This window comes from Neisseria basseii, from assembly GCF_962707005.1.
Classification (GTDB): domain Bacteria; phylum Pseudomonadota; class Gammaproteobacteria; order Burkholderiales; family Neisseriaceae; genus Neisseria; species Neisseria bergeri.
Genome location: NZ_CAUIXH010000020.1, coordinates 1 through 22156 on the forward strand (window position 1 = coordinate 1; position 22156 = coordinate 22156).

The 22156-nt window shown below is 54.9% G+C and carries 25 protein-coding genes, 1 tRNA gene and 1 riboswitch; of the genes, 10 read left to right on the plus strand and 16 right to left on the minus strand.

The annotated features are described in order from the left end of the window. The 8 genes from Q9I99_RS09250 to ubiG all read right to left on the minus strand — a co-directional run. A partial coding sequence (locus tag Q9I99_RS09250; RefSeq protein WP_304666213.1) for an Imm26 family immunity protein occupies positions 1-298 on the minus strand: 298 nt, incomplete at its 3' end. A 96-nt stretch (positions 299-394) separates the two neighbouring features. After that, on the minus strand, positions 395-865 hold the full coding sequence (gene rlmH / locus Q9I99_RS09255) for a 23S rRNA (pseudouridine(1915)-N(3))-methyltransferase RlmH (RefSeq protein WP_301668006.1): 471 nt from the start codon (positions 863-865) through the stop codon (positions 395-397). A gap of 53 nt (positions 866-918) precedes the next feature. Next, entirely contained in the window at positions 919-1305 is a 387-nt protein-coding gene (rsfS, locus tag Q9I99_RS09260) for a ribosome silencing factor (RefSeq protein WP_002246503.1), read from the minus strand. Positions 1306-1363: 58 nt separating this feature from the next. Next, a complete protein-coding gene (gene nadD, locus Q9I99_RS09265) occupies positions 1364-1969 on the minus strand; it encodes a nicotinate-nucleotide adenylyltransferase (RefSeq protein ID WP_301668005.1) in 606 nt (201 codons plus the stop codon). Then, the gene (locus Q9I99_RS09270; protein ID WP_301668009.1) at positions 1966-2565 is read right to left on the minus strand and encodes a beta-class carbonic anhydrase; all 600 of its coding nucleotides are present in this window, start codon (positions 2563-2565) and stop codon (positions 1966-1968) included. The genes nadD and Q9I99_RS09270 overlap by 4 nt, the downstream gene beginning before the upstream one ends. 28 nt (positions 2566-2593) lie before the next feature. Further along, on the minus strand, positions 2594-4135 hold the full coding sequence (locus Q9I99_RS09275) for an ABC transporter permease (protein WP_301668004.1): 1542 nt from the start codon (positions 4133-4135) through the stop codon (positions 2594-2596). Positions 4136-4392: 257 nt separating this feature from the next. Then, complete coding sequence (thrB, locus tag Q9I99_RS09280; protein ID WP_301668003.1) at positions 4393-5310, minus strand: homoserine kinase; 918 nt, start codon at positions 5308-5310, stop codon at positions 4393-4395. A gap of 36 nt (positions 5311-5346) precedes the next feature. Beyond that, a complete protein-coding gene (ubiG, locus tag Q9I99_RS09285) occupies positions 5347-6075 on the minus strand; it encodes a bifunctional 2-polyprenyl-6-hydroxyphenol methylase/3-demethylubiquinol 3-O-methyltransferase UbiG (RefSeq protein ID WP_107860492.1) in 729 nt (242 codons plus the stop codon). A 166-nt stretch (positions 6076-6241) separates the two neighbouring features. On the opposite strand from ubiG, the gene Q9I99_RS09290 reads away from it, so the two are divergent. From Q9I99_RS09290 to Q9I99_RS09305, 4 genes are all read left to right on the plus strand, one after another. After that, positions 6242-7483, plus strand: coding sequence for an aromatic amino acid transporter (locus tag Q9I99_RS09290; RefSeq protein WP_301668002.1), 1242 nt, complete (start codon positions 6242-6244; stop codon positions 7481-7483). A 132-nt stretch (positions 7484-7615) separates the two neighbouring features. After that, positions 7616-8179, plus strand: coding sequence for a D-glycero-beta-D-manno-heptose 1,7-bisphosphate 7-phosphatase (gene gmhB, locus Q9I99_RS09295; RefSeq protein ID WP_301668001.1), 564 nt, complete (start codon positions 7616-7618; stop codon positions 8177-8179). A 28-nt stretch (positions 8180-8207) separates the two neighbouring features. Further along, positions 8208-8951, plus strand: coding sequence for a lysophospholipid acyltransferase family protein (locus Q9I99_RS09300; RefSeq protein ID WP_003753532.1), 744 nt, complete (start codon positions 8208-8210; stop codon positions 8949-8951). Next, positions 8948-9637, plus strand: a complete 690-nt coding sequence (locus Q9I99_RS09305; RefSeq protein ID WP_301668000.1) for a M48 family metallopeptidase — start codon at positions 8948-8950, stop codon at positions 9635-9637. Before Q9I99_RS09300 ends, Q9I99_RS09305 begins: the two co-directional genes overlap by 4 nt. A gap of 25 nt (positions 9638-9662) precedes the next feature. Here Q9I99_RS09305 and Q9I99_RS09310 read toward each other — a convergent pair whose 3' ends face one another. Beyond that, entirely contained in the window at positions 9663-9806 is a 144-nt protein-coding gene (locus Q9I99_RS09310) for a hypothetical protein (protein WP_301667999.1), read from the minus strand. 413 nt (positions 9807-10219) lie between these two features. Between Q9I99_RS09310 and Q9I99_RS09315 the strand changes: the two genes are divergently transcribed. After that, positions 10220-10564: a hypothetical protein gene (locus tag Q9I99_RS09315; RefSeq protein ID WP_301667998.1), complete on the plus strand. Its 345-nt coding sequence runs from the start codon at positions 10220-10222 to the stop codon at positions 10562-10564. A gap of 263 nt (positions 10565-10827) precedes the next feature. Here Q9I99_RS09315 and thiC read toward each other — a convergent pair whose 3' ends face one another. Further along, positions 10828-12729, minus strand: a complete 1902-nt coding sequence (thiC, locus tag Q9I99_RS09320; RefSeq protein ID WP_301667997.1) for a phosphomethylpyrimidine synthase ThiC — start codon at positions 12727-12729, stop codon at positions 10828-10830. A gap of 90 nt (positions 12730-12819) precedes the next feature. Further along, positions 12820-12919: riboswitch (TPP riboswitch) on the minus strand. Between the two features lie 149 nt (positions 12920-13068). On the opposite strand from thiC, the gene Q9I99_RS09325 reads away from it, so the two are divergent. The 3 genes from Q9I99_RS09325 to Q9I99_RS09335 all read left to right on the plus strand — a co-directional run bounded on the left by Q9I99_RS09325 (position 13069) and on the right by Q9I99_RS09335 (position 15152). Beyond that, positions 13069-13145: transfer RNA gene (locus tag Q9I99_RS09325), tRNA-Met, on the plus strand. Between the two features lie 181 nt (positions 13146-13326). Further along, positions 13327-14202 (plus strand): NUDIX hydrolase, encoded by an 876-nt coding sequence (locus Q9I99_RS09330; protein ID WP_301667996.1) that lies wholly within the window; start codon positions 13327-13329, stop codon positions 14200-14202. An 8-nt stretch (positions 14203-14210) separates the two neighbouring features. Beyond that, positions 14211-15152 (plus strand): ABC transporter ATP-binding protein, encoded by a 942-nt coding sequence (locus tag Q9I99_RS09335; RefSeq protein WP_301667995.1) that lies wholly within the window; start codon positions 14211-14213, stop codon positions 15150-15152. 126 nt (positions 15153-15278) lie between these two features. Here the strand turns inward: Q9I99_RS09335 and ptsP are convergent, their stop codons facing one another. The 5 genes from ptsP to Q9I99_RS09360 all read right to left on the minus strand — a co-directional run bounded on the left by ptsP (position 15279) and on the right by Q9I99_RS09360 (position 19366). Next, positions 15279-17054, minus strand: coding sequence for a phosphoenolpyruvate--protein phosphotransferase (gene ptsP, locus Q9I99_RS09340; RefSeq protein WP_301667994.1), 1776 nt, complete (start codon positions 17052-17054; stop codon positions 15279-15281). After that, positions 17054-17323, minus strand: a complete 270-nt coding sequence (locus Q9I99_RS09345; RefSeq protein ID WP_301667993.1) for an HPr family phosphocarrier protein — start codon at positions 17321-17323, stop codon at positions 17054-17056. The genes ptsP and Q9I99_RS09345 overlap by 1 nt, the downstream gene beginning before the upstream one ends. 68 nt (positions 17324-17391) lie before the next feature. Further along, positions 17392-17829: a PTS sugar transporter subunit IIA gene (locus Q9I99_RS09350; protein ID WP_101084745.1), complete on the minus strand. Its 438-nt coding sequence runs from the start codon at positions 17827-17829 to the stop codon at positions 17392-17394. 80 nt (positions 17830-17909) lie between these two features. After that, positions 17910-18473, minus strand: a complete 564-nt coding sequence (locus tag Q9I99_RS09355; protein WP_301667992.1) for a hypoxanthine-guanine phosphoribosyltransferase — start codon at positions 18471-18473, stop codon at positions 17910-17912. 68 nt (positions 18474-18541) lie between these two features. Then, complete coding sequence (locus Q9I99_RS09360; RefSeq protein ID WP_045750212.1) at positions 18542-19366, minus strand: DNA ligase; 825 nt, start codon at positions 19364-19366, stop codon at positions 18542-18544. 90 nt (positions 19367-19456) lie between these two features. On the opposite strand from Q9I99_RS09360, the gene Q9I99_RS09365 reads away from it, so the two are divergent. Both Q9I99_RS09365 and Q9I99_RS09370 read left to right on the plus strand, forming a co-directional pair. Beyond that, positions 19457-20089: an MBL fold metallo-hydrolase gene (locus tag Q9I99_RS09365; RefSeq protein WP_003712916.1), complete on the plus strand. Its 633-nt coding sequence runs from the start codon at positions 19457-19459 to the stop codon at positions 20087-20089. Positions 20090-20129: 40 nt separating this feature from the next. Further along, the gene (locus Q9I99_RS09370; protein ID WP_003712917.1) at positions 20130-20279 is read left to right on the plus strand and encodes a hypothetical protein; all 150 of its coding nucleotides are present in this window, start codon (positions 20130-20132) and stop codon (positions 20277-20279) included. 16 nt (positions 20280-20295) lie between these two features. Here the strand turns inward: Q9I99_RS09370 and Q9I99_RS09375 are convergent, their stop codons facing one another. Next, the gene (locus Q9I99_RS09375; protein WP_301667991.1) at positions 20296-22080 is read right to left on the minus strand and encodes a DNA recombination protein RmuC; all 1785 of its coding nucleotides are present in this window, start codon (positions 22078-22080) and stop codon (positions 20296-20298) included. Positions 22081-22156 lie beyond the last annotated feature (76 nt).

The following is a 22156-nucleotide window of genomic DNA, read 5'->3' on the forward strand; positions in this document are numbered from 1 at the left end:
TAATAAAAAGTTCTTTATTGTATGATAAGAAAATCGCTAAATCTGGATATATTATATTTTCTTTCTCTAAATCAACTTGCCCTATCAGTTTCCAAATCTTCTTTCTTATGGCTGTTTCTATACAGGATTTATAAGTCTTAAACCCAACAGAAAGAAGCTCATCCATATTGGCTGTCTTTTCTGAGAGATAATCAAAAATACCAAACTCGTATTGCCTCACCCTACATATGTAAGCAAATTTCCCATTTGGGAGCGAGATTTCATAGATTTTTCCGTATTTTTTTACACCCTTATCCATATTGATTATTTTTAATGTATTTTATTTGATAAATTGTCATCGAGTAGTCCCGTTTTGTTATTGTCGGGATTAGCAAAGGCCGCTTCGTATCCGTTCTTATTCCCGATGATAGGGATGGTTATGCAGGATAGAGGCGGCCCGGTAAAGCTGCTCGGTCAGAAGGACGCGCACCATGCCGTGCGGCAGGGTGAGGCTGGACAGGCGCATCATCATGCGGGCTTGTTGTTTGAGGCGGTCGGTCATGCCGTCCGCACCGCCGATGACGAAGCAGACGTGTTCGCCGTTTTGCTGCCAGCTTTTGAGGTGTTCCGCCAGCTCGACGGAGGTCGGTGCTTTGCCGCGTTCGTCAAGAACGACGAGGAACGCGCCTTGCGGAACGGCTTCAAGGATGCGTTTTTCTTCCGCCGCCATACCTTGGGCGGCATTCACGCCCGCGCCGCGTTTTTCGGGTTTGATTTCTTTGAGTGCGTAGGCGACGTCGCGTCCGAAGCGTTTGGCGTATTCGGCGACGGCCTCATCAACCCAGCTCGGCATTTTGGTGCCGACTGCCAAAACGGTAATGTTCAATGCTTTCTCCCTTACAGGAAAATGCCGTCTGAACATTCAGACGGCATCGGGAATCAGTCTGCAGCGTGCCACGGCTTCTGCATTCCGGCGTGGAAACTCGGTTTCTCGCCGCCCCAGAGGGTGTCGATGTCGTAGAAGTCGCGCACGGCAGGGAGCATGACGTGGACGACGAGGTCTCCTGCATCAACCAACGTCCATTCGCCGCTGTCGCCTTCGGTACTGAGGATTTCAAAACCGGCTTCTTTCAAATCGACGGCAACGTTGTTGGCCAGTGCTTTGACTTGGCGCGTACTGTCGCCGCTGGCGATAATCATTCTGGCAAACAGCGAAGTTTTGTCTTGCGTTTCGAGAACGGAAATGTCTTTGGCTTTGATATCTTCGAGGGCGTTGACGGCGACCTCGACCATTTTTTGCAGGTCTTGCAGTTCTTGCTCGTTCATTATGTTCCTAACGGGATGTTTTCAGACGGCATTATAGCCGTTCCTTACTGATTTGACTTTATTTTTCATACAAACCGTGTTCGCGGATGTAGCGTGCGGCGGCAGACGGGATGCCGTCTGAAACGCCTTGGCCGGCAAGGTTGCGGCGGATTTCCGTTGACGACGCGTTATGCATCGGGGCGGACAAGATGCGGACGCTGCCGTCCTGAAGGGCATTGCCCAGCCATGCGTGCAGTTCGCGCGGGGTTTGGTGCAGACTGTCGCCCTGCCGCATGGCGACGGCGATATTGGTTTCACGCACGAGCATCTGCCATTTTTTCCATGTGTGCAGCTTCATCAGGCTGTCGCTGCCCATCAGCCACCAGAGTTGTGCCGAGGGGAACTGCTGGCGGAAAATTTGGACGGTGTCGAAAGTGTAAGTCTCGCCGTGACGGACGATGTCGCAGTCGCTGACGGCAAAACGCGCGTCTTCTGCCGTTGCCAGTTCGACCATGGCAAGGCGGTCGGCGGCGGAAGCGGAGGCGGCGTCTTTGTGATACGAGCCGCCTGCCGGCAGGAAAACAACCGTGTCCAAGCCAATTTCATCGGCAAAGGCACGGGCGATATGAAAATGTCCGTTGTGTATCGGGTCGAAAGTGCCGCCGAACAGTCCGATTTTCTTCATGATGTTTCCGTTCCTTCCGATAAGTCCATGCCGTCTGAAACACTGCCGTCCACAATCAGGGTCAGTTTGCCGGTAACGGGATGGATGACCAATCCGTGAACGGCAATATGGCGCGGCATCAGCGGATGGCGGCGGATAAGTTCGACCGTATGGCGCACGCTGTCTTCGACGTTGTCGAAACCGGTCAGCCAGCCGTCGAGGTCGACACCTGCATAACGCAGGGTTTCGATACGGTCGTCGGGAATATTGCTTTCATGCACCTTACTGAGAAAGCCGGCCGCATTCAAACCCTGCATACCGCAATCGTGGTGGGCGATGACCATAATTTCTTTGACTTTCAGCTCAAACACGGCAACCAAAAGGCTCCGCATCACCGAACCCCACGGGTGCGTAACCAGCGCGCCGGCATTTTTAATCAGCTTGGCATCGCCGTTTTTCAAACCCAAGGCATCGGGCAGCAGCTCGATAATCCGCGCATCCATGCAGGACAAAATCGCCAACTCCCTGCCCGGGTATTTGTCGGTAAAATATTTCTCATATTCGCCCGACTCGACAAACTTCTGATTATAGGAAAGGATTTCGCTCAACTCGCTCATTTTGCCGTCCTCTGAAAAAGGGTTCACATTATAACGTTTCCGTCTGTTTTCCGCCTTCACCGTTGTCCAACAGCAGGAAAATGCACACCGCAAATGCCGACAACAGCAATGTCAACACCATTGCCCGCGCATAATTATCCTCACCCGCACGCCCCAAATAGGCATAAATCAAAGTCGTCAACGTCTGCCATTCCGGACGCGACAGGAACAATGTCGCCGCAAATTCGCCCACGCAGGTTGCCGCCGCCAAAGTCAGGCCGCGCCGCAACGCCGGTTTCAAGAGGGGGAACGTAATACGGTATGCCGTCTGAAAACCATCCGCACCCAAACCTGCCGCCGCCCTGCCGTAATCCGGCGACAGGGCATCCCAGGCCGATAAAACATCTTTTGCCACAAACGGATAAGCCAGCAGCGCATACATCGCCAGCAGCAACGGCAACGAAGCCGTCCACTGCGGATAAAGCAGCAGCACGCCCGCCGAAACACAAACCGGCGACACCATAAACGGCAAAAACATCAGCCCGCGCATCCACGCCGACCGCCGCGCCGCCGCCGCATACATGACACCCAATACCGCCGCCGAAAATACCGCCGCCGCCGAAAAGCGCAAAGTATTCCACACCGCCTGCCAAGTTTCGCGTTCCGCCAACACCTGCCAAGATTCTCCCGCAGAACAGGCCTTTACCACGACCGCCGCCAGCGGGAACAGGCAGCATATACCCAACACCGCCGCCGCAAACGCCAGCAGCACATATTCCCCGACCGACTGCGGTTCAGACGGCATCACAGGGGAAATCGCCTTATCCGAACCCGCGCGTCTGCCGAACCACGCATACAGCAATCCCGCCGCCGCCGTTACCCCCAACACCAGCCACACCAGTACCGAGGCAACCGCCATATCGAGTTCGAACATGACCAACTGGTAAATTTCCACTTCGACCGTGGCATAACGGCTGCCACCCAGCAGCAATGCCAGCCCGAACCCCGAAAAACAATACAGGAAAACAAGGCACACGCCGCCGGCAAGCCACGGGCGCAAAACGGGCATTTCAATGTCCCAAAACCGCCGCCACGCCCCCGCGCCCAATGTCCGTGCCGTCTGAAGCCGTGCCGCAGGCACTTGAACAAACCCCTGATATGCCGCCCTGACCAGCACGGGCAGGTTGAAAAACACATTGCCGTACAACAACAGATACGGCGTATCCTGCCAGCCGCGCCACAACAGGCCGTCCGCCCCGAACAGAGCCAGCACGCCCATGCCCGCCACCAACGTGGGCATTACGAAAGGCAGCATCAGCAGGCGCAGCACGAAAGTCCGCCCCGGGAACGCCAGCCGCGCGAGCACCCACGCGACAGGTACGCCCAAGGGAAGCACCAAGATACAGGTTGCCGCCGCCTGAAATACCGTCCATGCCAAACGTTCGAGCATATAAGCATCCGACAGCACCGCGCCCCACGCCAAACCATCATACGCCGCCATCGCCCACAAAGGCGCAAGCACCATCGCGGTCAAAAAACACAGGGGCGGCAGCGTAACCAATCCAACAACCGCCCAACGCCGCATATCCATCCGTTTTCCTATTTCAAAACATAATGGCTGGATTGTACCCAAAGCCGATCAAAAATGACTGCACAATTTTATCCGTCCGCAGTCAAACCGCCGCCAACCGCCGGAATTCAGAGGCAAACACCGGCGCGGGTGCGTAACAAAACAGCCGAAACCGGTACACCGAACCGGAAAACATCCGGAAAACATATTCAAACCCGAAACAAAATGCCGTCTGAAACCCTTTCAGACGGCATCGGATTCCTACCCGGCAGACGGTATCAACCCAAACTCAACAGCAGGTTGCGGAACGCGTTCGGGTCTTTGATAAACGTCATCTCACCCTCCTGCGGAAAATGAAAATCCAACAGGCGCGACACCCAAAAACGGATGCAGCCGGCACGTTGGGCGGTCGGGAAATACGCCTTTTCTTCGGCACTCAAGGGGCGCACGCCCTCATAACCGCCGATAAACGCCTTTTTCAACGCCTCATCCAACTTATTGTCCGCCGTCCTTGCCCAATCGTTGACCGCAATCGCCAAGTCATACATAAAATTGCCCCGGCAGGCATAATAGAAATCGATGAAGCCCGATACCTGACCGCCGTCAAGCAACACATTGTCTTTAAACAGGTCGGCATGGATGATGCCCGAAGGCAGATGATTGCCGAGATTGTCCTTCAGCGCATCGATTTCAGAACACAGCAGCGCGGCATCGTCTTGCGGCAGGACGGGCAGCAGCCGGGCGCACGCCTCCGTCCACCACGCATCGTAACGCGGGTTTTCCATTTCCAAAGGGAAATCGGCGGCGGCAAGGTGCATTTTGGCCAGCATCGCACCGGTATGGAAACACTGCTCCGCCGTCGGCAGCGCGGTATCCGAACCTTTCAGGCAGGCAACCAAACAAGCGGGCTTGCCCACCAAAACGGAATCAAGCCGGCCGTCTTTGCGCGCAACCGGCGCGGCAACCGCCACGCCCTTCATACTCAAATGCCGGTTAAGCTCCAGAAAAAACGGCAACTCTTCCTGTTTCAACACTTCAAACACGGTTAGCACATAACGTCCCGAAGTCGTCGTCAGAAAATAATTGCTGTTGGTAATCCCCTGCGCGATGCCCTGCAGGGAAACAAATTCCCCCAAATCGTAACCGCTCAGGAAGCCGCGCATTTCATCATCGGAAACACTGGTATAGACAGACATATCAACTCACTTGCTCAAAAACGGGCAAACCCGCCGTCAGAATGCCGGACGGCAGGCAAACATATAATTCACATCGGTCGAATCGCACAGGGCATAAGTTTGCGACAACACATGGTAAGTCATACCCTTCGTATCCGCCACATCCAAGCCTGCCTGACGGCACATCCTCGCCAGCTCGGCAGGCGCGATGAATTTTTTCCAGTCGTGCGTGCCTTTGGGGACAAACTTCAACAGATATTCCGCCGCCACAATCAGATGCAGGTACGATTTCGGGTTTTTATTGATGGTGGAAAAAAACACCATGCCGTCCGGCTTGACCAGCTTGGCACAAGCACGCACGATGGCGGCGGGATCGGGGACGTGTTCCATCATTTCCATGCACGTTACCACATCGAACGAGTGCGGTTCCGCCTCGGCAAGGTCTTCCACGCGGATACATTCGTATTCGATATCGGCGACATTGTTCAAAGCCGCGTGCAGACGGGCGGTTTCCAACGACTGTTCCGCCATGTCGATGCCTTTGACAAACGCCGCGCCGCGCCGCGCCATGCTTTCCGCCAGGATGCCGCCGCCGCAGCCTACATCCAAAACCCGTTTGCCGCACAAATCCGCGTGTCCGTCGATATAATCGAGCCGGAGCGGATTGATGTCGTGCAAGGGCTTGAATTCGCCCGACTTGTCCCACCATTTGTCGGCAATCCGGCTGAATTTGGCAATTTCCTCTGCGTCCACATTATATTTTCTGTCAGACATCCTGCCTCCCATCATTCAAAAACACGGCGGCGTCCGCCGTTGCCCAAAAGGAAAAAGATTATACTATGGAACGTCATGCCGTCTGAACAGACTTTCAGACGGCATGACCGCAAACACCTTACAGCCCCCCGCACTTTACGGCATAATGGCGGCCACGCTTTTCGTCAGAAAGATAAATATGTCAACCAAAACCCCTTCCCTATTCGGCGGCGCGATGATTATCGCCGGTACGGTTATCGGTGCAGGTATGCTTGCCAACCCGACCGCCACCTCCGGCGTATGGTTTACCGGCTCGCTGGTCGTGTTGCTGTACACCTGGTTTTCCATGCTCTCCAGCGGCCTGATGATTTTGGAAGTCAACACCCACTATCCGCACGGCGCCAGCTTCGACACCATGGTTAAAGACCTGCTCGGCCCGGTTTGGAACGTCATCAACGGCGTTGCCGTCGCTTTTGTTTTATACCTGCTTACCTACGCCTACATCTTCGTCGGCGGCGACCTGACTGCCAAAGGCATCGGCAGCGCGGTAGGCGGCGAAATCTCGCTCACCGTCGGCCAACTCGTCTTCTTCGGCATTCTCGCCTTTTGCGTTTGGGCATCCGCACGCTTGGTTGACCGTTTCACCGGCATCCTCATCGGCGGCATGGTATTGACTTTTATTTGGGCAACCGGCGGCCTGATTGTCGATGCCAAAATGCCTGTCCTGTTCGACACCCAAGCACCTGCCGGCACCAGCTACTGGATTTATGTCGCCACCGCCCTGCCCGTCTGCCTTGCCTCATTCGGCTTCCACGGCAACGTCTCCAGCCTGCTCAAATACTTCAAAGGCGACGCGCCCAAAGTCGCCAAATCCATTTGGGCGGGTACGTTGGTCGCGCTCGTGATTTACGTCCTCTGGCAAACCGCCATCCAAGGCAACCTGCCGCGCAACGAGTTCGCACCGGTTATTGCCGCAGAAGGCCAAGTTTCCGTCCTGATCGAAACGCTGTCCAAGTTCGCCCAAACCGGCAATATGGACAAAGTGTTGACCCTGTTCTCCTACATGGCGATTGCAACGTCCTTCCTTGGTGTAACGCTCGGCCTGTTCGACTACATCGCCGACATCTTCAAATGGAATGACAGCATTTCCGGCCGTACCAAAACCGCCGCACTGACCTTCCTGCCGCCTTTGATCTCCTGCCTGCTCTTCCCTACAGGCTTCGTTACCGCCATCGGCTACGTCGGCCTGGCCGCAACCATCTGGACAGGCATCATCCCCGCCATGCTGCTCTACCGCTCGCGCCATAAATTCGGCGTCGGCAAAAACTACAAAGTTTACGGCGGCTTGTGGCTGATGGTTTGGGTCTTCCTTTTCGGCATCATCAACATCGCCGCACAGGTATTGAGCCAAATGGAACTCGTCCCCGTATTCAAGGGATAAAGGCAAAATGCCGTCTGAAGCCCGCCGACGGCTTCAGACGGCATTGCCTCGTTATCGCGCGGCACAGGCGCATCACTGCCGATATTTCAGTATAATGCCACCCCCGACCTGCCCCAATCCAAAGGAAACGCGATGAAACTCATCATTCTCGACCGCGACGGTGTCATCAACCAAGATCGCGACGACTTCGTCAAATCCGTTGACGAGTGGATACCTATTGAAGGCAGCATGGATGCGGTGGCATTCCTGACGCAGGCGGGCTGCACCGTCGCCGTCGCCACCAACCAATCCGGCATCGGGCGCAAATATTTCACCGTTCAAGACCTGACCGAAATGCACGCCAAAATGCACCGCCTCGTCCGTCAGGCAGGCGGCGAAATCAACGGCATCTGGTTCTGCCCCCACACCGATGCCGACGGCTGCGGCTGCCGCAAGCCCAAACCGGGCATGATTGAAGACATCATCGGACGCTTCAACGCCCAAGCCTCGGAAACTTGGCTGGTCGGCGACAGCCTGCGCGATTTGCAGGCAATCGATGCCGTCGGCGGAAAACCCGCGCTGGTTCTGACCGGAAAAGGCAAAAAAACGCTCTCCCAACACGGACACGAATTGCCCGAACACACACAGGTTTTCGATACCCTGCTCGATTTCTCACAATACATCATGCAGGAAAACGCCGCACCGCAAGCCGACTGAACATACCGCATTCCGACAAGGCAAAACCATGCTCATCATCCGTAACCTGATCTACTGGCTGATACTCTGTTCCAGCCTGATTTTCCTCTTTCCCTTTATGCTGCTCGCCTCGCCTTTCCGGGACGGGGCGCACAAGATGGCGCGGGTCTGGGTCGGCATCCTCAACTGGTCGCTCAAACACATCGTCGGGCTCAAATACCGTATCATCGGCGCGGAACACATTCCGGACCGCCCCGCCGTCATCTGCGCCAAACACCAAAGCGGCTGGGAAACGCTCGCCCTTCAGGACATTTTTCCGCCGCAGGTTTACGTTGCCAAACGCGAATTGTTCAAAATCCCCTTTTTCGGCTGGGGTTTAAAACTGGTCAAAACCATAGGCATAGACCGCAACAACCGCCGCGAAGCCAACGAACAGCTCATAAAACAGGGGTTGGCGCGCAAAAACGAAGGCTATTGGATTACCATTTTCCCTGAAGGCACGCGCCTTGCACCCGGAAAGCGCGGCAAATACAAACTCGGCGGCGCGCGCATGGCGAAAATGTTTGAGATGGACATCGTCCCCGTCGCCCTCAACAGCGGCGAATTTTGGCCGAAAAATTCCTTTCTGAAATATCCGGGGGAAATCACCGTCGTCATCTGTCCGACCATCCCGCACGCAAGCGGCAGCGAAGCCGAATTGATGGAAAAATGCGAACACCTCATCGAAACGCAGCAGCCGCTCATTTCCGGCGCAGGCCCGTTTGCCGCCAAAATGCCGTCTGAAACCGTATGACCTCCCTGATCCACACTCTTTCAGACGGCATGGAACTGACCATAGAAATCAAACGCCGTGCCAAGAAAAACCTGATTATCCGCCCTATCGGCACACATACCGTCAGCATCAGCGTCCCACCCTACTTCTCCGTCTCCGCTCTAAACCGCTGGCTGTATGAAAACGAAGCCGTCCTGCGGCGAACACTGGCAAAAACACCGCCGCACAATACGGCAAACCGACTGCCCGAACATATCTGGTTCCACGGCAGGCAGCTTGCCCTCACCGCCCATCAAGACACGAAAATCCTGCTGATGCCGTCTGAAATCCGCGTTCCCGAAGACACGCACGACAAACAGGCAGCACTGTTGGCAACCTTTCTGAAACGGCAGGCTCAAAGCTACCTGCTTCCCCGCCTCGAACACCACGCCCGCACCACACAACTGTTCCCCGCTTCCTCCTCGCTGACCTCTGCCAAAACCTTCTGGGGCGTGTGCCGCAAAACCACAGGCATACGCCTCAACTGGCGGCTGGTCGGCGCACCGGAATACGTTGCCGACTACGTCTGCATACACGAACTCTGCCACCTCGCCCACGCCGACCACAGCCGCACCTTTTGGGAACTGACCCGCCGCTTCGCCCCCTACGCGGACGAAGCGAAACAGTGGCTCAAAATCCACGGCAGGGAACTTTTCGCCTTGGGTTGACGCTGCCGGGCAGACATCCGCCAATTCAGGCTTCCGCCCAAACGGACATCCGGAAGGCAGCATCACAGCTGGCGGCACATACCGCTGCCGCCGCTTTCAGACGGTATTTTTTGCGTTTTTCGGGATGGAAGGGGAAGTGAAACGCCGTCAAACCGATAAGTTTCTGCACCGACCGGTCTGGATTCCCGCCTGCGCGGGAATGACGGTTCGGGTATTTCTGACGATTCATCGAGCCGTAGGGTGAAATGTAGGGTGGGCTTCAGCCCACCGATTCCACCGATTCCACCAATTTCACCGCATCAAAGGTTTTTGGCGAACCGGCGGGATTCGGCGGTTTCGGTTTTCGGCGGAGTTGGTGGAATTTTTGAAATCGTTGAAATTGGCGAAGTTGGTTGGAATCGGCGGAATCGGCGGGCTGAAGCCCACCCTACAGCCTTTTTCTACACAATACGGTAATTTTGAAGTTCGAGAATCGTTGTTTACAAGTCCAAGTGGAAATTTTGTAAAATTTGAAACCACATATCAAGTATTACCAAACGGAACAAGGGTATTTAATACAGTAATTCCCAAAGGGGGACAATAATGTATGAAAATATGTTACTTAACGCAGATGAGTTAATGTGGTTTTTTGAAAAAGAACCAGTAATTAGCGAAGATGAAAGTTGTGTTATTTTCAAATTAAATGACGGTACCAATAATTTTGAAATTGCCTTTGGATATGCTTTGCCGTATGTATCCATAAAAGTTTTTTCATCCATTGGAATGATTTGCTCATATTATTTAGAGCAAATTATTGAAATGAAAATAAAAAATGATGAGATAAGTGAATATCTTTATGTTGAATTAAAACAAAATAACGATGTTAGTAGTTTTAGCATAAGAATAAAACCACATATCCAAATAAACTTGCAATCGCTTTGTAGCTAATAAGCAGTAGCATGAGCAACTTTTTTGGCATTTACTGCAATAACATTCAGGAACATTACCTACAACAATGCCGGCGTCGTCTGCGTATTTACCGACAAAAGAGTGCAAAAGCCTGCCGCAGGCAGCGAATCGTCCGTAAGCGGATCGGCTCCTGCAAAATAGGCTTCCGTCCGCACACCGGCTCAGAACGTACCCCGTTTGAAAACAAAAATGCCGTCTGAAACCCGACATCCGGTTTTCAGACGGCATTTTTTGCTTGACGTTTAACTGTAAATCTTCGCGCCTTTTTTGACGAACTCAATCGCTTTTTCTTCCATGCCTTGCTGTTGGGCTTTTTGCTTGTCGGCGTAGTCGCGCACTTCCTGCGTGATTTTCATCGAGCAGAATTTGGGGCCGCACATCGAGCAGAAGTGGGCGATTTTCGCGCCTTCGGCGGGCAGGGTTTCGTCGTGGAAGCTTTCGGCGCGTTCGGGGTCGAGGCTTAAGCGGAATTGGTCGCGCCAGCGGAATTCGAAACGCGCCTTGCTCAGGGCGTTGTCGCGCAACTGTGCGCACGGCCAGCCTTTGGCGAGGTCGGCGGCGTGGGCGGCGAGTTTGTAGGTAATAATGCCGGTGCGCACGTCTTCTTTGTCGGGCAGCCCCAAATGTTCTTTAGGGGTAACGTAACAAAGCATCGCCGTGCCGTACCAGCCGATATTGGCCGCGCCTATGCCCGAAGTGATGTGGTCGTAGCCGGGGGCGATGTCGGTAACGAGCGGCCCGAGTGTATAGAAAGGCGCTTCAAAGCAATGTTGCAGCTCTTCGGTCATATTTTCTTTGACGCGTTGCAGCGGCACATGGCCGGGGCCTTCGATCATGACTTGTACGTCGTGTTTCCACGCTTTATCGGTCAATTCGCCCAAGGTGTGCAGCTCGGCGAATTGGGATTCGTCGTTGGCATCGGCAATGCAGCCGGGGCGCAGGCCGTCGCCGAGGCTGAACGATACGTCATACGCCTTCATAATTTCGCAGATTTCGTCGAAATGCGTGTAGAGGAAGTTTTCCCGATGATGTGCCAAACACCATTTCGCCATGATGGAACCGCCGCGCGAGACGATGCCGGTGAGGCGGTTGGCGGTCATCGGCACATAACGCAGCAATACGCCCGCGTGTATGGTGAAATAGTCCACGCCTTGCTCCGCCTGTTCGATTAAGGTGTCGCGGAACAAATCCCAAGTCAAATCTTCGGCAATGCCGCCGGTTTTTTCCAAAGCTTGGTAAATCGGCACGGTGCCGATGGGGACGGGCGCGTTGCGGATAATCCATTCGCGCATTTCGTGGATGTGCGCGCCTGTGGACAAATCCATAATCGTGTCCGCGCCCCAACGCAGCGACCACACCATTTTTTCGACTTCTTCGGTCAGGCTGGAGGTAACGGCGGAGTTGCCCAAGTTGCCGTTGATTTTGACGCGGAAGTTGCGGCCGATAATCATCGGTTCGAGTTCGGGGTGGTTGATGTTGGCGGGGATAATCGCGCGTCCGGCGGCAATTTCTTGGCGCACGAATTCGGGCGTGATTTGGTCGGGATGGGTTGGGATATTCGCGCCGAAACTTTGCCCTGCGTGTTGTTTCAAGAGCTTGGCGTATTCAGGCCGTCTGAAAAGCTCGTCCAGCTTCATGCGTTCGCGTATGGCGACAAACTCCATTTCCGGCGTAATGATGCCTTGGCGCGCGTAGTGAAGCTGGGTTACGTTGCTGCCGCTTTTTGCGCGGCGCGGACGGGTGATTTGGTTGAAACGCAGATGGGCGGTTTTCGGATCGTGTGCGCGTTCGATGCCGTATTCGCTGGACAGCTTGGGCAGGATTTCAGTATCGCCGCGTTCGTCCAGCCACGCCGTGCGGATGTGCGGCAGGCCTTGTTTCAGGTCGATGTGCGCCGCCGGATCGCCGTACACGCCGCTGGTGTCATAGACGGGAATCGGCGGGTTGGCTTCCGTACCTTGCGCCGTGTAGGTGTCGTCCTGACGGATTTCGCGCAAAGGCACGCGTATGTCGTCGCGGCTGCCTTGCAGATATACGCGCTCGGAGTTCGGATATTTGAAGCGAATGCCGATGTCTTCGCTCAAGTCGGCAAGCTCACGCGCTTCGTTGCCGGAAGTTTTGGCGGTTTTTTTTGGCGTAGTCATAAAAAATGCTCCTGTTTTCTCGTTTAGAATAAAGAAACAGGAGCGTTTTGCGTTTTCAGACGGCATTTGAAAACCAATGCCGTCTGAAAGACAGAATCCGTGAAAACTCCCCACGCAGGTATTATCCCGATCGGGTGTAAAGGGTATTTCTCAGCCGCCTGAACATCAGGCAGCACCCCTGTTTCAATGTTAACCAAAATTAAACCACGGGCTTGGATTTTTGTAAAGAAAATAATATTTCAAATCAGTCATAAACCGCCGGACGGCAAAATTTTATGATTTTTCGCGGAAATAATGTTTGACAACATAAAAAATCTACCGTATAGTTTCATCTTCTGACGCGGGATGGAGCAGCATGGTAGCTCGTCGGGCTCATAACCCGAAGGTCGTAGGTTCGAATCCTGCTCCCGCAACCAAATATCAAACCCCTCGGTTCAATGCCGAGGGGTTTTGTTTTGCCTGTTTCCTGCCGCCTCCGTTTTTTGCCGGATTTTCCTTCCTGCCGCAATATCGGAACGGCAGACCGCCGTCTGTTTGCGGTTGCAAATTCAGGCGGTTTGGCTACAATCTTCCTCATTGTCTTCAAGAAAGCCGACTATGCCGACCGTCCGTTTTACCGAATCCGTCAGCAAACAAGACCTTGATGCCCTGTTCGAGTGGGCAAAAGCAAGTTACGGTGCAGAAAGCTGCTGGAAAACGCTGTATCTGAACCGTCTTCCTTTGGGCAACCTGTCGCCGGAATGGGCGGAACGCATCAAAAAAGACTGGGAGGCAGGCTGCTCGGAGTCTTCAGACGGCATTTTCCTGAATGCGGACGGCTGGTCGGATATGGGCGGACGCTTGCAACACCTCGCCCGCAGTTGGCACTGTGCGGGACTGTTGGACGGCTGGCGCAACGAGTGTTTCGACCTGACCGACGGCGGCGGCAACCCCTTGTTCGCGCTCGAACGCGCCGCCTTCCGCCCGTTCGGGCTGCTCAGCCGCGCCGTCCATCTCAACGGTTTGACCGAATCGGACGGCAGATGGCATTTTTGGATAGGCAGGCGCAGTCCGCACAAAGCGGTCGATCCCGACAAGCTCGACAATATTGCCGCCGGCGGTGTTTCCGGCGGCGAAATGCCGTCTGAAGCCGTGTGCCGCGAAAGCAGCGAAGAAGCCGGTTTGGATAAAACGCTGTTTCCGCTCATCCACCCGGTATCGCGCCTGCACAGCCTGCGCCCCGTCATCCGGGGTGTGCACAATGAAATCCTGTATGTGTTCGATGCCGTCCTGCCCGAAGCCTTCCAACCCGAAAATCAGGACGGCGAGGTGGCGGGTTTTGAGAAAATGGACATCTGCAGCCTGGTTGCCGCCATGTTGTCGGAAAACATGATGCACGACGCGCAACTGGTTACGCTGGACGCGTTTTGCCGTTACGGTCTGATTGATGCCGCCCACCCGCTGTCCGAGTGGCTGGACGGCATACGTTTATAGGATGCGCCATGCTTGAACTGAACGGACTCTGCAAACGCTTCGGCGGCAAAACCGTCGCCGACAACATCTGCCTGACTGTCGGGTGCGGCAAAATACTCGCCGTTTTGGGGCGGTCGGGCTGCGGAAAATCCACCCTGCTGAATATGATTGCGGGCATCGTCCGGCCGGACGGCGGCGAAATTCGGCTGAACGGGGAAAACATTACCCGTATGCCGCCCGAAAAACGCCGTATCTCGCTAATGTTTCAAGATTACGCGCTGTTTCCCCATATGAGTGCGCTGGAAAATGCGGCATTCGGTTTGAAAATGCAAAAAATGCCGAAAGCCGAAGCCGAACGCCTTGCCATGGCGGCACTTGCCGAAGTCGGACTGGAAAACGAGGCGCACCGCAAGCCTGAAAAACTTTCCGGGGGCGAGAAGCAACGGTTGGCACTGGCGCGCGCTTTGGTTGTCCGCCCTTCCCTGCTGTTGCTGGACGAATCGTTTTCCAGTTTGGACACGCATTTGCGCGGCACGCTGCGCCGTATGACCGCCGAACGCATCCGAAACGGCGGCATCCCTGCCGTTTTGGTAACGCATTCGCCCGAAGAGGCCTGCACGGCGGCAGACGAAATCGCCGTGATGCACGAGGGGAAAATCCTTCAATGCGGTACGCCCGAAACTTTGGTTCAAACGCCTTCCGGCGTGCAGGTCGCCCGTCTGATGGGTCTGCCCAACACCGACGATGACCGCCATATCCCGCAAAATGCCGTGTGCTTGGACAATCATGGAACGGAATGCCATCTGCTCTCCCTCGTCCGCCTGCCCGACTCGCTCCGGCTTTCCGCCGTCCATCCCGAACACGGCGAGCTGACATTAAACCTGACTGTCGGACAGCATACGGACGGTATTTCCGGAAACGGTACGGTACGCATCCGCGTCGATGAAGGGCGTATCGTCCGTTTCCGATGATGCGGCAGAAAAGCCTGCCAAACAAAATGCCGTCTGAAAATTTTTCAGACGGCATTTCTTGACCAAAGCAGCTGTATTTTTTAAGGGCGTTATTTGACTGCAATCTTTTTCCATTGTCAACAATATTTATTTCCGCACTTTGGCTTCGCCCTCTTCCTCGACCGACACGCTGTTGATCTGTTTGATCAGCTTTTCCGACTTCTCTTCGTCTTCGCAGCGGATGACTTTCGCAATATCATTTTCGAGCTGTCCGGCATTGCTGTGCAGAATGATGTTTTTGACGGGCAGGATGTTGTTCGGATTCATGGAAAAACGGCGCAGCCCCATACCCAATAAAACGCGGGTAAACGCGGTATCGCCCGCCATCTCACCGCATACGGATACGTCTTTGTCCATGCGGTTGGCGGTACGGATGACGTGTTGCAGCATTTTCAGCACGGCGGGATGGCCGGGCTGGTAGAGGTGGCTGACGCTGTCGTCGCCGCGATCGACTGACAGAATATATTGGATCAAATCGTTGGTGCCGACGGAGATGAAATCGACCAGTTTCAAAATGCTGCCGACGGTCAGCGCGGCAGACGGGATTTCAATCATGCAGCCGATGCCGACTTCGCCGAAGGCATCGCCGCGTTCGGCAAGCTGGCGGCGGGCGGTGTCCAAATGAATCAGGCACTGGCGCACTTCGGATACGGAGGTAATCATCGGCCACATCATGCGGACGGGGCCGTGTACCGCCGCACGGAGGATGGCGCGCATCTGTGTGCGGAACATGACCGGTTCGGCAAGGCACAGGCGGATGCCGGTCATGCCCAGCGCGGGGTTGAGGCTGCCGTTGGGCGTGCTGTTTTTCCCGAACCAGCGCGGATTCTTGTCCACACCCAAATCGACTGTCCGTATCGTTACGCTTTTGCCCTTCATTTTTTTGACAATCGCGCTGTACACTTCGTACTGCTCGTCTTCAGACGGCATCGTATCGCGGTTCAGGTAAAGAAACTCGCTCCTGAACAACCCGATGCCGTCTGCGCCGAGGTTGTGCAGCGGTTTCACGTCTTCGGCGGATTCTATATTGCCCACAAGCTCGATGCAGACCCCGTCGGCGGTGGCGGCGGCGGTTTTTTTGAGCTTGTTCAACTCGCGTTTGTGGCTGCGGTATTCGCGGGCGCGGCGGCGGTATTCGTCCAAGACGGTTTCATCGGGCGCGATAATCAGGATGCCGTTGATACCGTCCACGATGACCGTTTCTCCCTCGGTAATCAGTTTGCGCGCGTTGTGCAGCCCGACGACGGACGGGATGTCCAAGCTCCTGCCCAAAATCGCCGTATGCCCGGTGGGGCCGCCGGCATCGGTAACGAAGGCGGCAATGCGCTGCTCTTTAAACAAAACCGTGTCGGCGGGTGAAAGGTCGTTTGCAATCAGCACGGTTTCGTCAAACAGGTTGTCGGCAACTTCCAACTCGTTGCCCTGCCCGATCAGGTTGTTGTGGATGCGGCGGACGACTTGCAGCATATCCTGCTTGCGTTCGCGCAAATAGGCATCGTCCATATTGTCGAATTGGGCGGCGAGTTTGTCGCTCTGCTGCTTCAATGCCCACTCGGCGTTGATTTTTTGTTCCCTTAAAATATCGACGGGTTCGCGCGACAAGGTAACATCGGTCAAGAGCATCAGGTGCAGCGAGATGAACGCGCCCAACTCGGTCGGGGCGTTTTCGGGAATCGCGCTGCGGAGCTGTTCCAACTCTTTGCGCGTGGCTTTGACGGCGGCATCGAAACGTTCGGTTTCGGCACCGGTGTCCGCCTCCGCGACATCATACTGCGGCACTTCCTCCGTGCCGCGCGCAATCAGGTGGGCGCAACCGACGGCAATGCCTTTGCCCGCCGCCACGCCGTGCAGCACAATACTCATTATTCGCCCTCGCCGAAGTAGCCGTTGATTAAGTCGGTCAATGCCTTCATGGCTGCGGCTTCGTCCAAGCCGTCGGTTTCCAGCTCGATGACCGTACCCTTGGCGGCGGCGAGCATCATCAGCCCCATAATGCTTTTGCCGTTGACGCGGCTGTCGTTTTTCGTAACCCAGACTTCGCTTTTGAATTGGGACGCGGTTTGGGTGAACTTGCTGGACGCGCGGGCGTGGAGTCCGAGTTTGTTGATGATTTCGATGGATTGTTTGAGCATTTCGGTTCCCGTGTTATGTATATCGGCAGCAGACGCCGTTTAAAATGTTTTCCTGCCCTGCCGCTTCTTCAGACGGCATCGCCGCTGCGCCGGCACACCAAATCTTCGGGCGCGGACGTGATGGCGAAAATGCCCTTTACCGCCGCCTCTCTGACGCATTCGGTAAAGGCGGCAAGGTCTTCCGCCGCCGGCGAATATTGGACGGCCTTAATCATCATCGGCGCGTTCAGCCCGGTCAAAATCGCCGATTTGTTTTCGCGCACGAGCCGGCGGGCGGCATTGCAGGGGGTCGCGCCGAAGATGTCGGTCATAATCAATACGCCGTGGTTTTCAGGAAACTCTTGCAGCGCGGCAATGGCGTTGTTGATGATGTCGTCTTGGTCTTCCGTCGGCTGCACGCCGAGTATGCGGACGTTTTCAGGCAGCCCGCCCGGAAAAAAATGATGCGCCAGCTTGCGGTAGGCTTCGCCTATGGTTTCGTGTGTGATGATTAAAAGCCCTATCATATTATGCGTCCTGTTCCTCGTTGTCCTGCCGGCATATGGGCGCAATGCCGTCTGAAAGGCCTTCAGACGGCATTGCATCCTTATTTTCCGCCCAATGCGTAAATCTCGCCCAAATTGCGCCAGCAGCCCGCCGCGTCCATACCGTAACCGAACACATAACGGTTCGGCACATCCAGTCCGACATAATCGGCTTTGACCGGTTTTTCTTTGTCGATTAATTTATTGGCGAACACCGCCGAACGGCAACTTGCCGCACCCATTTCCAAAAGTTTGGTTTGAATGGCGGACATCGTATGCCCTTCGTCCAAAATATCGTCCAACACAACGACGTGCCTGCCCCGGATTTGTTCCGCATCGGGCATACGCTTCCAGTTGAACGCGCCGCCCTCCAGCTTGTCGCCGTAACGGGAAACGTGAACATAATCAAAATCTAAGGGAAAGCGCAACAGCGGCAGCAACTGCCCCGTAAACACCACCGCGCCGCCCATCACGGGCAGCAGCAACGGATATTTATCCCCCAAATCGCGCGTAATCTCGTCCGCCACTTTTTGCAGCGCGGCGCGGCATTGCCCTTGGTCGAACAAAAGTTCGGCGTTTTCAAGCATCGCCTGTGTTTCAAGGCGTTTGGTTTCTAAATCAGTCATATATCGGAATCGGTCGGTAAAGGGAAAATTATAAACCAAAGTATCGGCTGCCGTCTGAACCGTCCTGCTCAGCGGTCGGTACGCACGCGCACAAACGTGGCGAATTTCGGCGTGCCTTTCCGCGTAAAACCACGGTAGCGGTAGGTAATCAGCGTGCCGATTTTTGGCGGATTGTCGCGGTCTTTGTCTTTGAAACCGCTGCCGATGCGGAATTCGCCGTGCCGGTTTTTGCAGCCGACCGCGCCCAGCCGTCCGGCGTTTCGCCCTTTGCCCTCATAGTGCCGCGTTACCGTGCATTCGTCGTCGTATTGGCTTTTCAGCTTCAATAATTGGCTGCTCCTGCCGCCGCTGTAACGGGATTCAGGATGGCGCAACATCACACCTTCGCCGCCCTGCGCTTCGATTTGTTTTAAAAAGTCCATCGCGTGCTGCCGGTCGCGCACTTTGATTTGCGGGATGATGGTAATCGGCGCGTTCGGATGCGTTTTCAGCCACTGCGTTGCGACTGCCAAACGTTGGTAGAGGTTGCCCTGCGCCTTGGGTACGTCGAAAACGTGCAGGCGGATACCGCGCCAGTCTGAAGAAGCAGAACGCACGGTAGCGGAAATCTGCTCGAACTGACCGCGTCCGCTATACAATTCGCCGTCCAAAGGATAAGGCGGAAACTGCGCGGTAAAACCTTTGGGCGGCGCAAACGCATAACCCTGACGGCTTATCAGGTGCTTTCCGTCCCAATAGGCGCGCACGCCGTCGAGTTTCTCGCTCATCGCCCAGCCGGCAATGTCCTGCCCTTTGTATTCCTGCGCCAGCATCAAATCCGCCGCGCCTGCCGATGCGGGGATGAAAACCGCCGTAAAAATCGGTATGATGCCGCCGATTATCTTTTTAATCACCTGATCCCCCCAATATCAAAACAGGCGGCAAACCGCCATAAAACAAACGGCAAACCCGATGCCGTCTGAAAACCGTTTAGGAACACGCCGATGACCCTACGTTACGAAATCTTCCCCGTTACCCCCTTCCGCCAAAACTGCACCCTGATTTGGGACGATGAAAGCGGCAAAGCCGTCCTGACCGATGTCGGCGGCGACGTGCCGTTCCTGCTGCAAGCGTTGGCAAACCGCAAACTTACGCTCACAGCAATCTGGCTGACGCACGGTCATCTCGATCACGCGGGCGGCGTGGTCGAAATGTTGAAAACGCATAAAGTCCCCATCCTCGGGCCGCACCGCGAAGATGAATTCCTGCTCCAATCGCTGCCGCAAACCACCGCGCAATACGGATTTCCCGTCTCGCCCGCATTTTCGCCGAACCGTTGGCTCGAAGAAGGCGAAACGCTCGCGGTCGGACGCTATGCCTTTCAAGTGCTGCATATTCCGGGCCATACGCCGGGACATATCGTCTTTTATTGTGCCGAAGCGGAATTACTGATTGCGGGCGACGTGCTGTTTTACGAAACCATAGGCAGAACCGATTTTCCGCGCGGCAACCACGCCGACTTAATCAATAATATCCGCAACAAATTATTCACCCTCCCCGAAACCGTGCAAGTTGTCGCCGGACACGGGCGTATGACTTCCATCGGACACGAAAAACGGCACAATCCGTTTTTCTAACCGACTTCCCTACGGTCTTCAGACGGCATCATCTTCACTGATGCCGTCTGAAACACAAAAGGCTCAGACAACCGCCGCCTTGCCGGAGCACCTCGCCGGACAAGGCTTTGGTAAGTACTTCAAACAAACCCCGAATCAGAACCGGTACAGTTACGCCACGCTTTCGGCATTCCCGCTCCGGCTGAAATAATATTTTTCCGCACAAGTCAGACTGCTTCATCTTCTGCCGCATACTCCAAAGATTCCGACAACGCCGTTGTTTCATTGGCACGTTCGGTCAAATCGCGTGCAAGCTGCTTGTTTGCCTTCACGCCCAACAGACGCAGCTTCTCGGCGCGTCCGACCAAATTGCCCCGCCCCTCGGCAAGTTGCTTAAATGCCGTCTGAAAGCTGCTTTGCGCCTGATCGATGCCTTTGCCGACGCTTTCGAGCGTCTGTACGAAGCCGACAAATTTGTCGTACAGCTTTCCGCCTTCGTCCGCAATCGCCAGTGCGTTCTGATTTTGCTGTTCGTTGCGCCAAATATTCGCCACCGTCCGCAAAGTCGCCAGCAGCGTACTGGGGCCGACCAGCATAATCCGTTTGTCGAAACACTCTTGGAACAAGCCCGCGTCATTCTGCAACGCCAACAGGTAGGCCGGTTCGACGGGGATAAACATAAAGACGAAATCCAAAGTGTTCACACCTTCCAAATCGGTGTAATCCTTCAGCGACAAGCCTTTCATATGCGCGCGTATGCTGGCAACGTGTGCCGCCAGTTCGCGCGCCGCCGTATCCGCATCCGCCGCCTGCGTATAGCGCACATAAGCCGTCAGCGAAACCTTGGAATCAATCACAATCTGCTTGTTGTCGGGCAGGTTGACCAAAACGTCGGGCTGCAGGCGGCGCGTGCTGCCGTCTTCCTCTTTTCGGACGGATGCTGCCTGAACCACATATTCCCGCCCTTTCTGAAGGCCGGAATTTTCCAAAACCGTTTCCAGAATCATCTCGCCCCAATTGCCCTGAACCTTATTCTGCGTACCGGTCAGCGCGTTGGTCAGGGCCTTTGCCTCGCTGTGCAGCTGCGCATTCAATCCTTGAAGCCGTTTCAATTCGTTTTCCAAAGTCAGCCGCTCGCGCGATTCTTTATCATAGGTTTGCTTGACCAACTCGCCGAAACCGTGGATGCGTTCGTTCAGCGGGTTCAAAACCTGATGGAGCTGCTCTCGGTTCTGCTCGGTAAAACGGCGGCTTTTTTCTTCCAAAATCGTGTTGGCAAGATTTTGAAACTGATCGCTCAAGCTCTTGCGCGCCTCGCCCAGTAAGGACAGCTTCTCTTCAGAAGCAAGGCGTTCCTGTTCGATTTGCGTTGCCAAACGTTCGTTTTCAACCGCCAAACCCTGTGCCTTTTCCTGCAAATCGATATGCGACTGCCTCAACCGCTCCGCTTCTGCCTCTTTTTCCTGCAAATGGGCAATCTGTTTTTCGGCTGCGGCAAAACGGTTGCCCACATCGGAAAGGTCGTTTTGCACGTCGCGGACAGTTTGGCGGCTTTCTTCCAAATCGGTTTCGACTCTTTGGCGGATTTGGCGTTCCAGCGCATATTGATCGGCAAACGCCTTCCGCTCCTGTCCGAGCTGCGTTGCCAAACGTTCGTTTTCAACCGCCAAACCCTGTGCCTTTTCCTGCAAATCGATATACGACTGCTTCAGCCGAACCGATTCCGCCTCTTTTTCCTGCAAATGGGCAATCTGCTTTTCGGCTGCGGAAAAACGGTTGCCCAAAGCATAATTTTCGTCTTGCAAATGCCGGTATTTCCCGTCCAACACCGCCAATTCCGACACGGTTTTGCCGTGCGCCTGTTCGACAAAATCACATCTTGCCGCCTTTTCCGCCAGTTGCGCGTTCAAACCGGCAAACTCGCCCTGAAACCTGCCCTTCATCAGCAACCATGTAAACAACACGCCCGACACCAACGCCGCCAAAGGCAGCAAAACAGTCATCAGCTCCATCAATCATCCTAATATTCAAACATTTTCACACCGGACAAAACCGCCGCTTATTCCGATTCTACCTGTTTGTTCAACA

Bases quoted from the DNA above. Each gene is read 5' to 3' on its own strand.
- Q9I99_RS09335 (WP_301667995.1), top strand. From the start codon at position 14,211: ATGCTTGAACTGAACGGACTCTGCAAACGCTTCGGCGGCAAAACCGTC.
- Q9I99_RS09355 (WP_301667992.1), bottom strand. From the start codon at position 18,473: ATGACTGATTTAGAAACCAAACGCCTTGAAACACAGGCGATGCTTGAA.
- Q9I99_RS09315 (WP_301667998.1), top strand. From the start codon at position 10,220: ATGTATGAAAATATGTTACTTAACGCAGATGAGTTAATGTGGTTTTTT.
- gmhB (WP_301668001.1), top strand. From the start codon at position 7,616: ATGAAACTCATCATTCTCGACCGCGACGGTGTCATCAACCAAGATCGC.
- Q9I99_RS09350 (WP_101084745.1), bottom strand. From the start codon at position 17,829: ATGATAGGGCTTTTAATCATCACACACGAAACCATAGGCGAAGCCTAC.
- Q9I99_RS09330 (WP_301667996.1), top strand. From the start codon at position 13,327: ATGCCGACCGTCCGTTTTACCGAATCCGTCAGCAAACAAGACCTTGAT.
- Q9I99_RS09270 (WP_301668009.1), bottom strand. From the start codon at position 2,565: ATGAGCGAGTTGAGCGAAATCCTTTCCTATAATCAGAAGTTTGTCGAG.
- Q9I99_RS09275 (WP_301668004.1), bottom strand. From the start codon at position 4,135: ATGGATATGCGGCGTTGGGCGGTTGTTGGATTGGTTACGCTGCCGCCC.
- nadD (WP_301668005.1), bottom strand. From the start codon at position 1,969: ATGAAGAAAATCGGACTGTTCGGCGGCACTTTCGACCCGATACACAAC.
- Q9I99_RS09345 (WP_301667993.1), bottom strand. From the start codon at position 17,323: ATGCTCAAACAATCCATCGAAATCATCAACAAACTCGGACTCCACGCC.
- ptsP (WP_301667994.1), bottom strand. From the start codon at position 17,054: ATGAGTATTGTGCTGCACGGCGTGGCGGCGGGCAAAGGCATTGCCGTC.
- Q9I99_RS09305 (WP_301668000.1), top strand. From the start codon at position 8,948: ATGACCTCCCTGATCCACACTCTTTCAGACGGCATGGAACTGACCATA.
- thrB (WP_301668003.1), bottom strand. From the start codon at position 5,310: ATGTCTGTCTATACCAGTGTTTCCGATGATGAAATGCGCGGCTTCCTG.
- Q9I99_RS09365 (WP_003712916.1), top strand. From the start codon at position 19,457: ATGACCCTACGTTACGAAATCTTCCCCGTTACCCCCTTCCGCCAAAAC.
- rsfS (WP_002246503.1), bottom strand. From the start codon at position 1,305: ATGAACGAGCAAGAACTGCAAGACCTGCAAAAAATGGTCGAGGTCGCC.
- thiC (WP_301667997.1), bottom strand. From the start codon at position 12,729: ATGACTACGCCAAAAAAAACCGCCAAAACTTCCGGCAACGAAGCGCGT.
- Q9I99_RS09300 (WP_003753532.1), top strand. From the start codon at position 8,208: ATGCTCATCATCCGTAACCTGATCTACTGGCTGATACTCTGTTCCAGC.
- ubiG (WP_107860492.1), bottom strand. From the start codon at position 6,075: ATGGGAGGCAGGATGTCTGACAGAAAATATAATGTGGACGCAGAGGAA.
- Q9I99_RS09375 (WP_301667991.1), bottom strand. From the start codon at position 22,080: ATGGAGCTGATGACTGTTTTGCTGCCTTTGGCGGCGTTGGTGTCGGGC.
- Q9I99_RS09370 (WP_003712917.1), top strand. From the start codon at position 20,130: ATGCCGTCTGAAACACAAAAGGCTCAGACAACCGCCGCCTTGCCGGAG.
- Q9I99_RS09290 (WP_301668002.1), top strand. From the start codon at position 6,242: ATGTCAACCAAAACCCCTTCCCTATTCGGCGGCGCGATGATTATCGCC.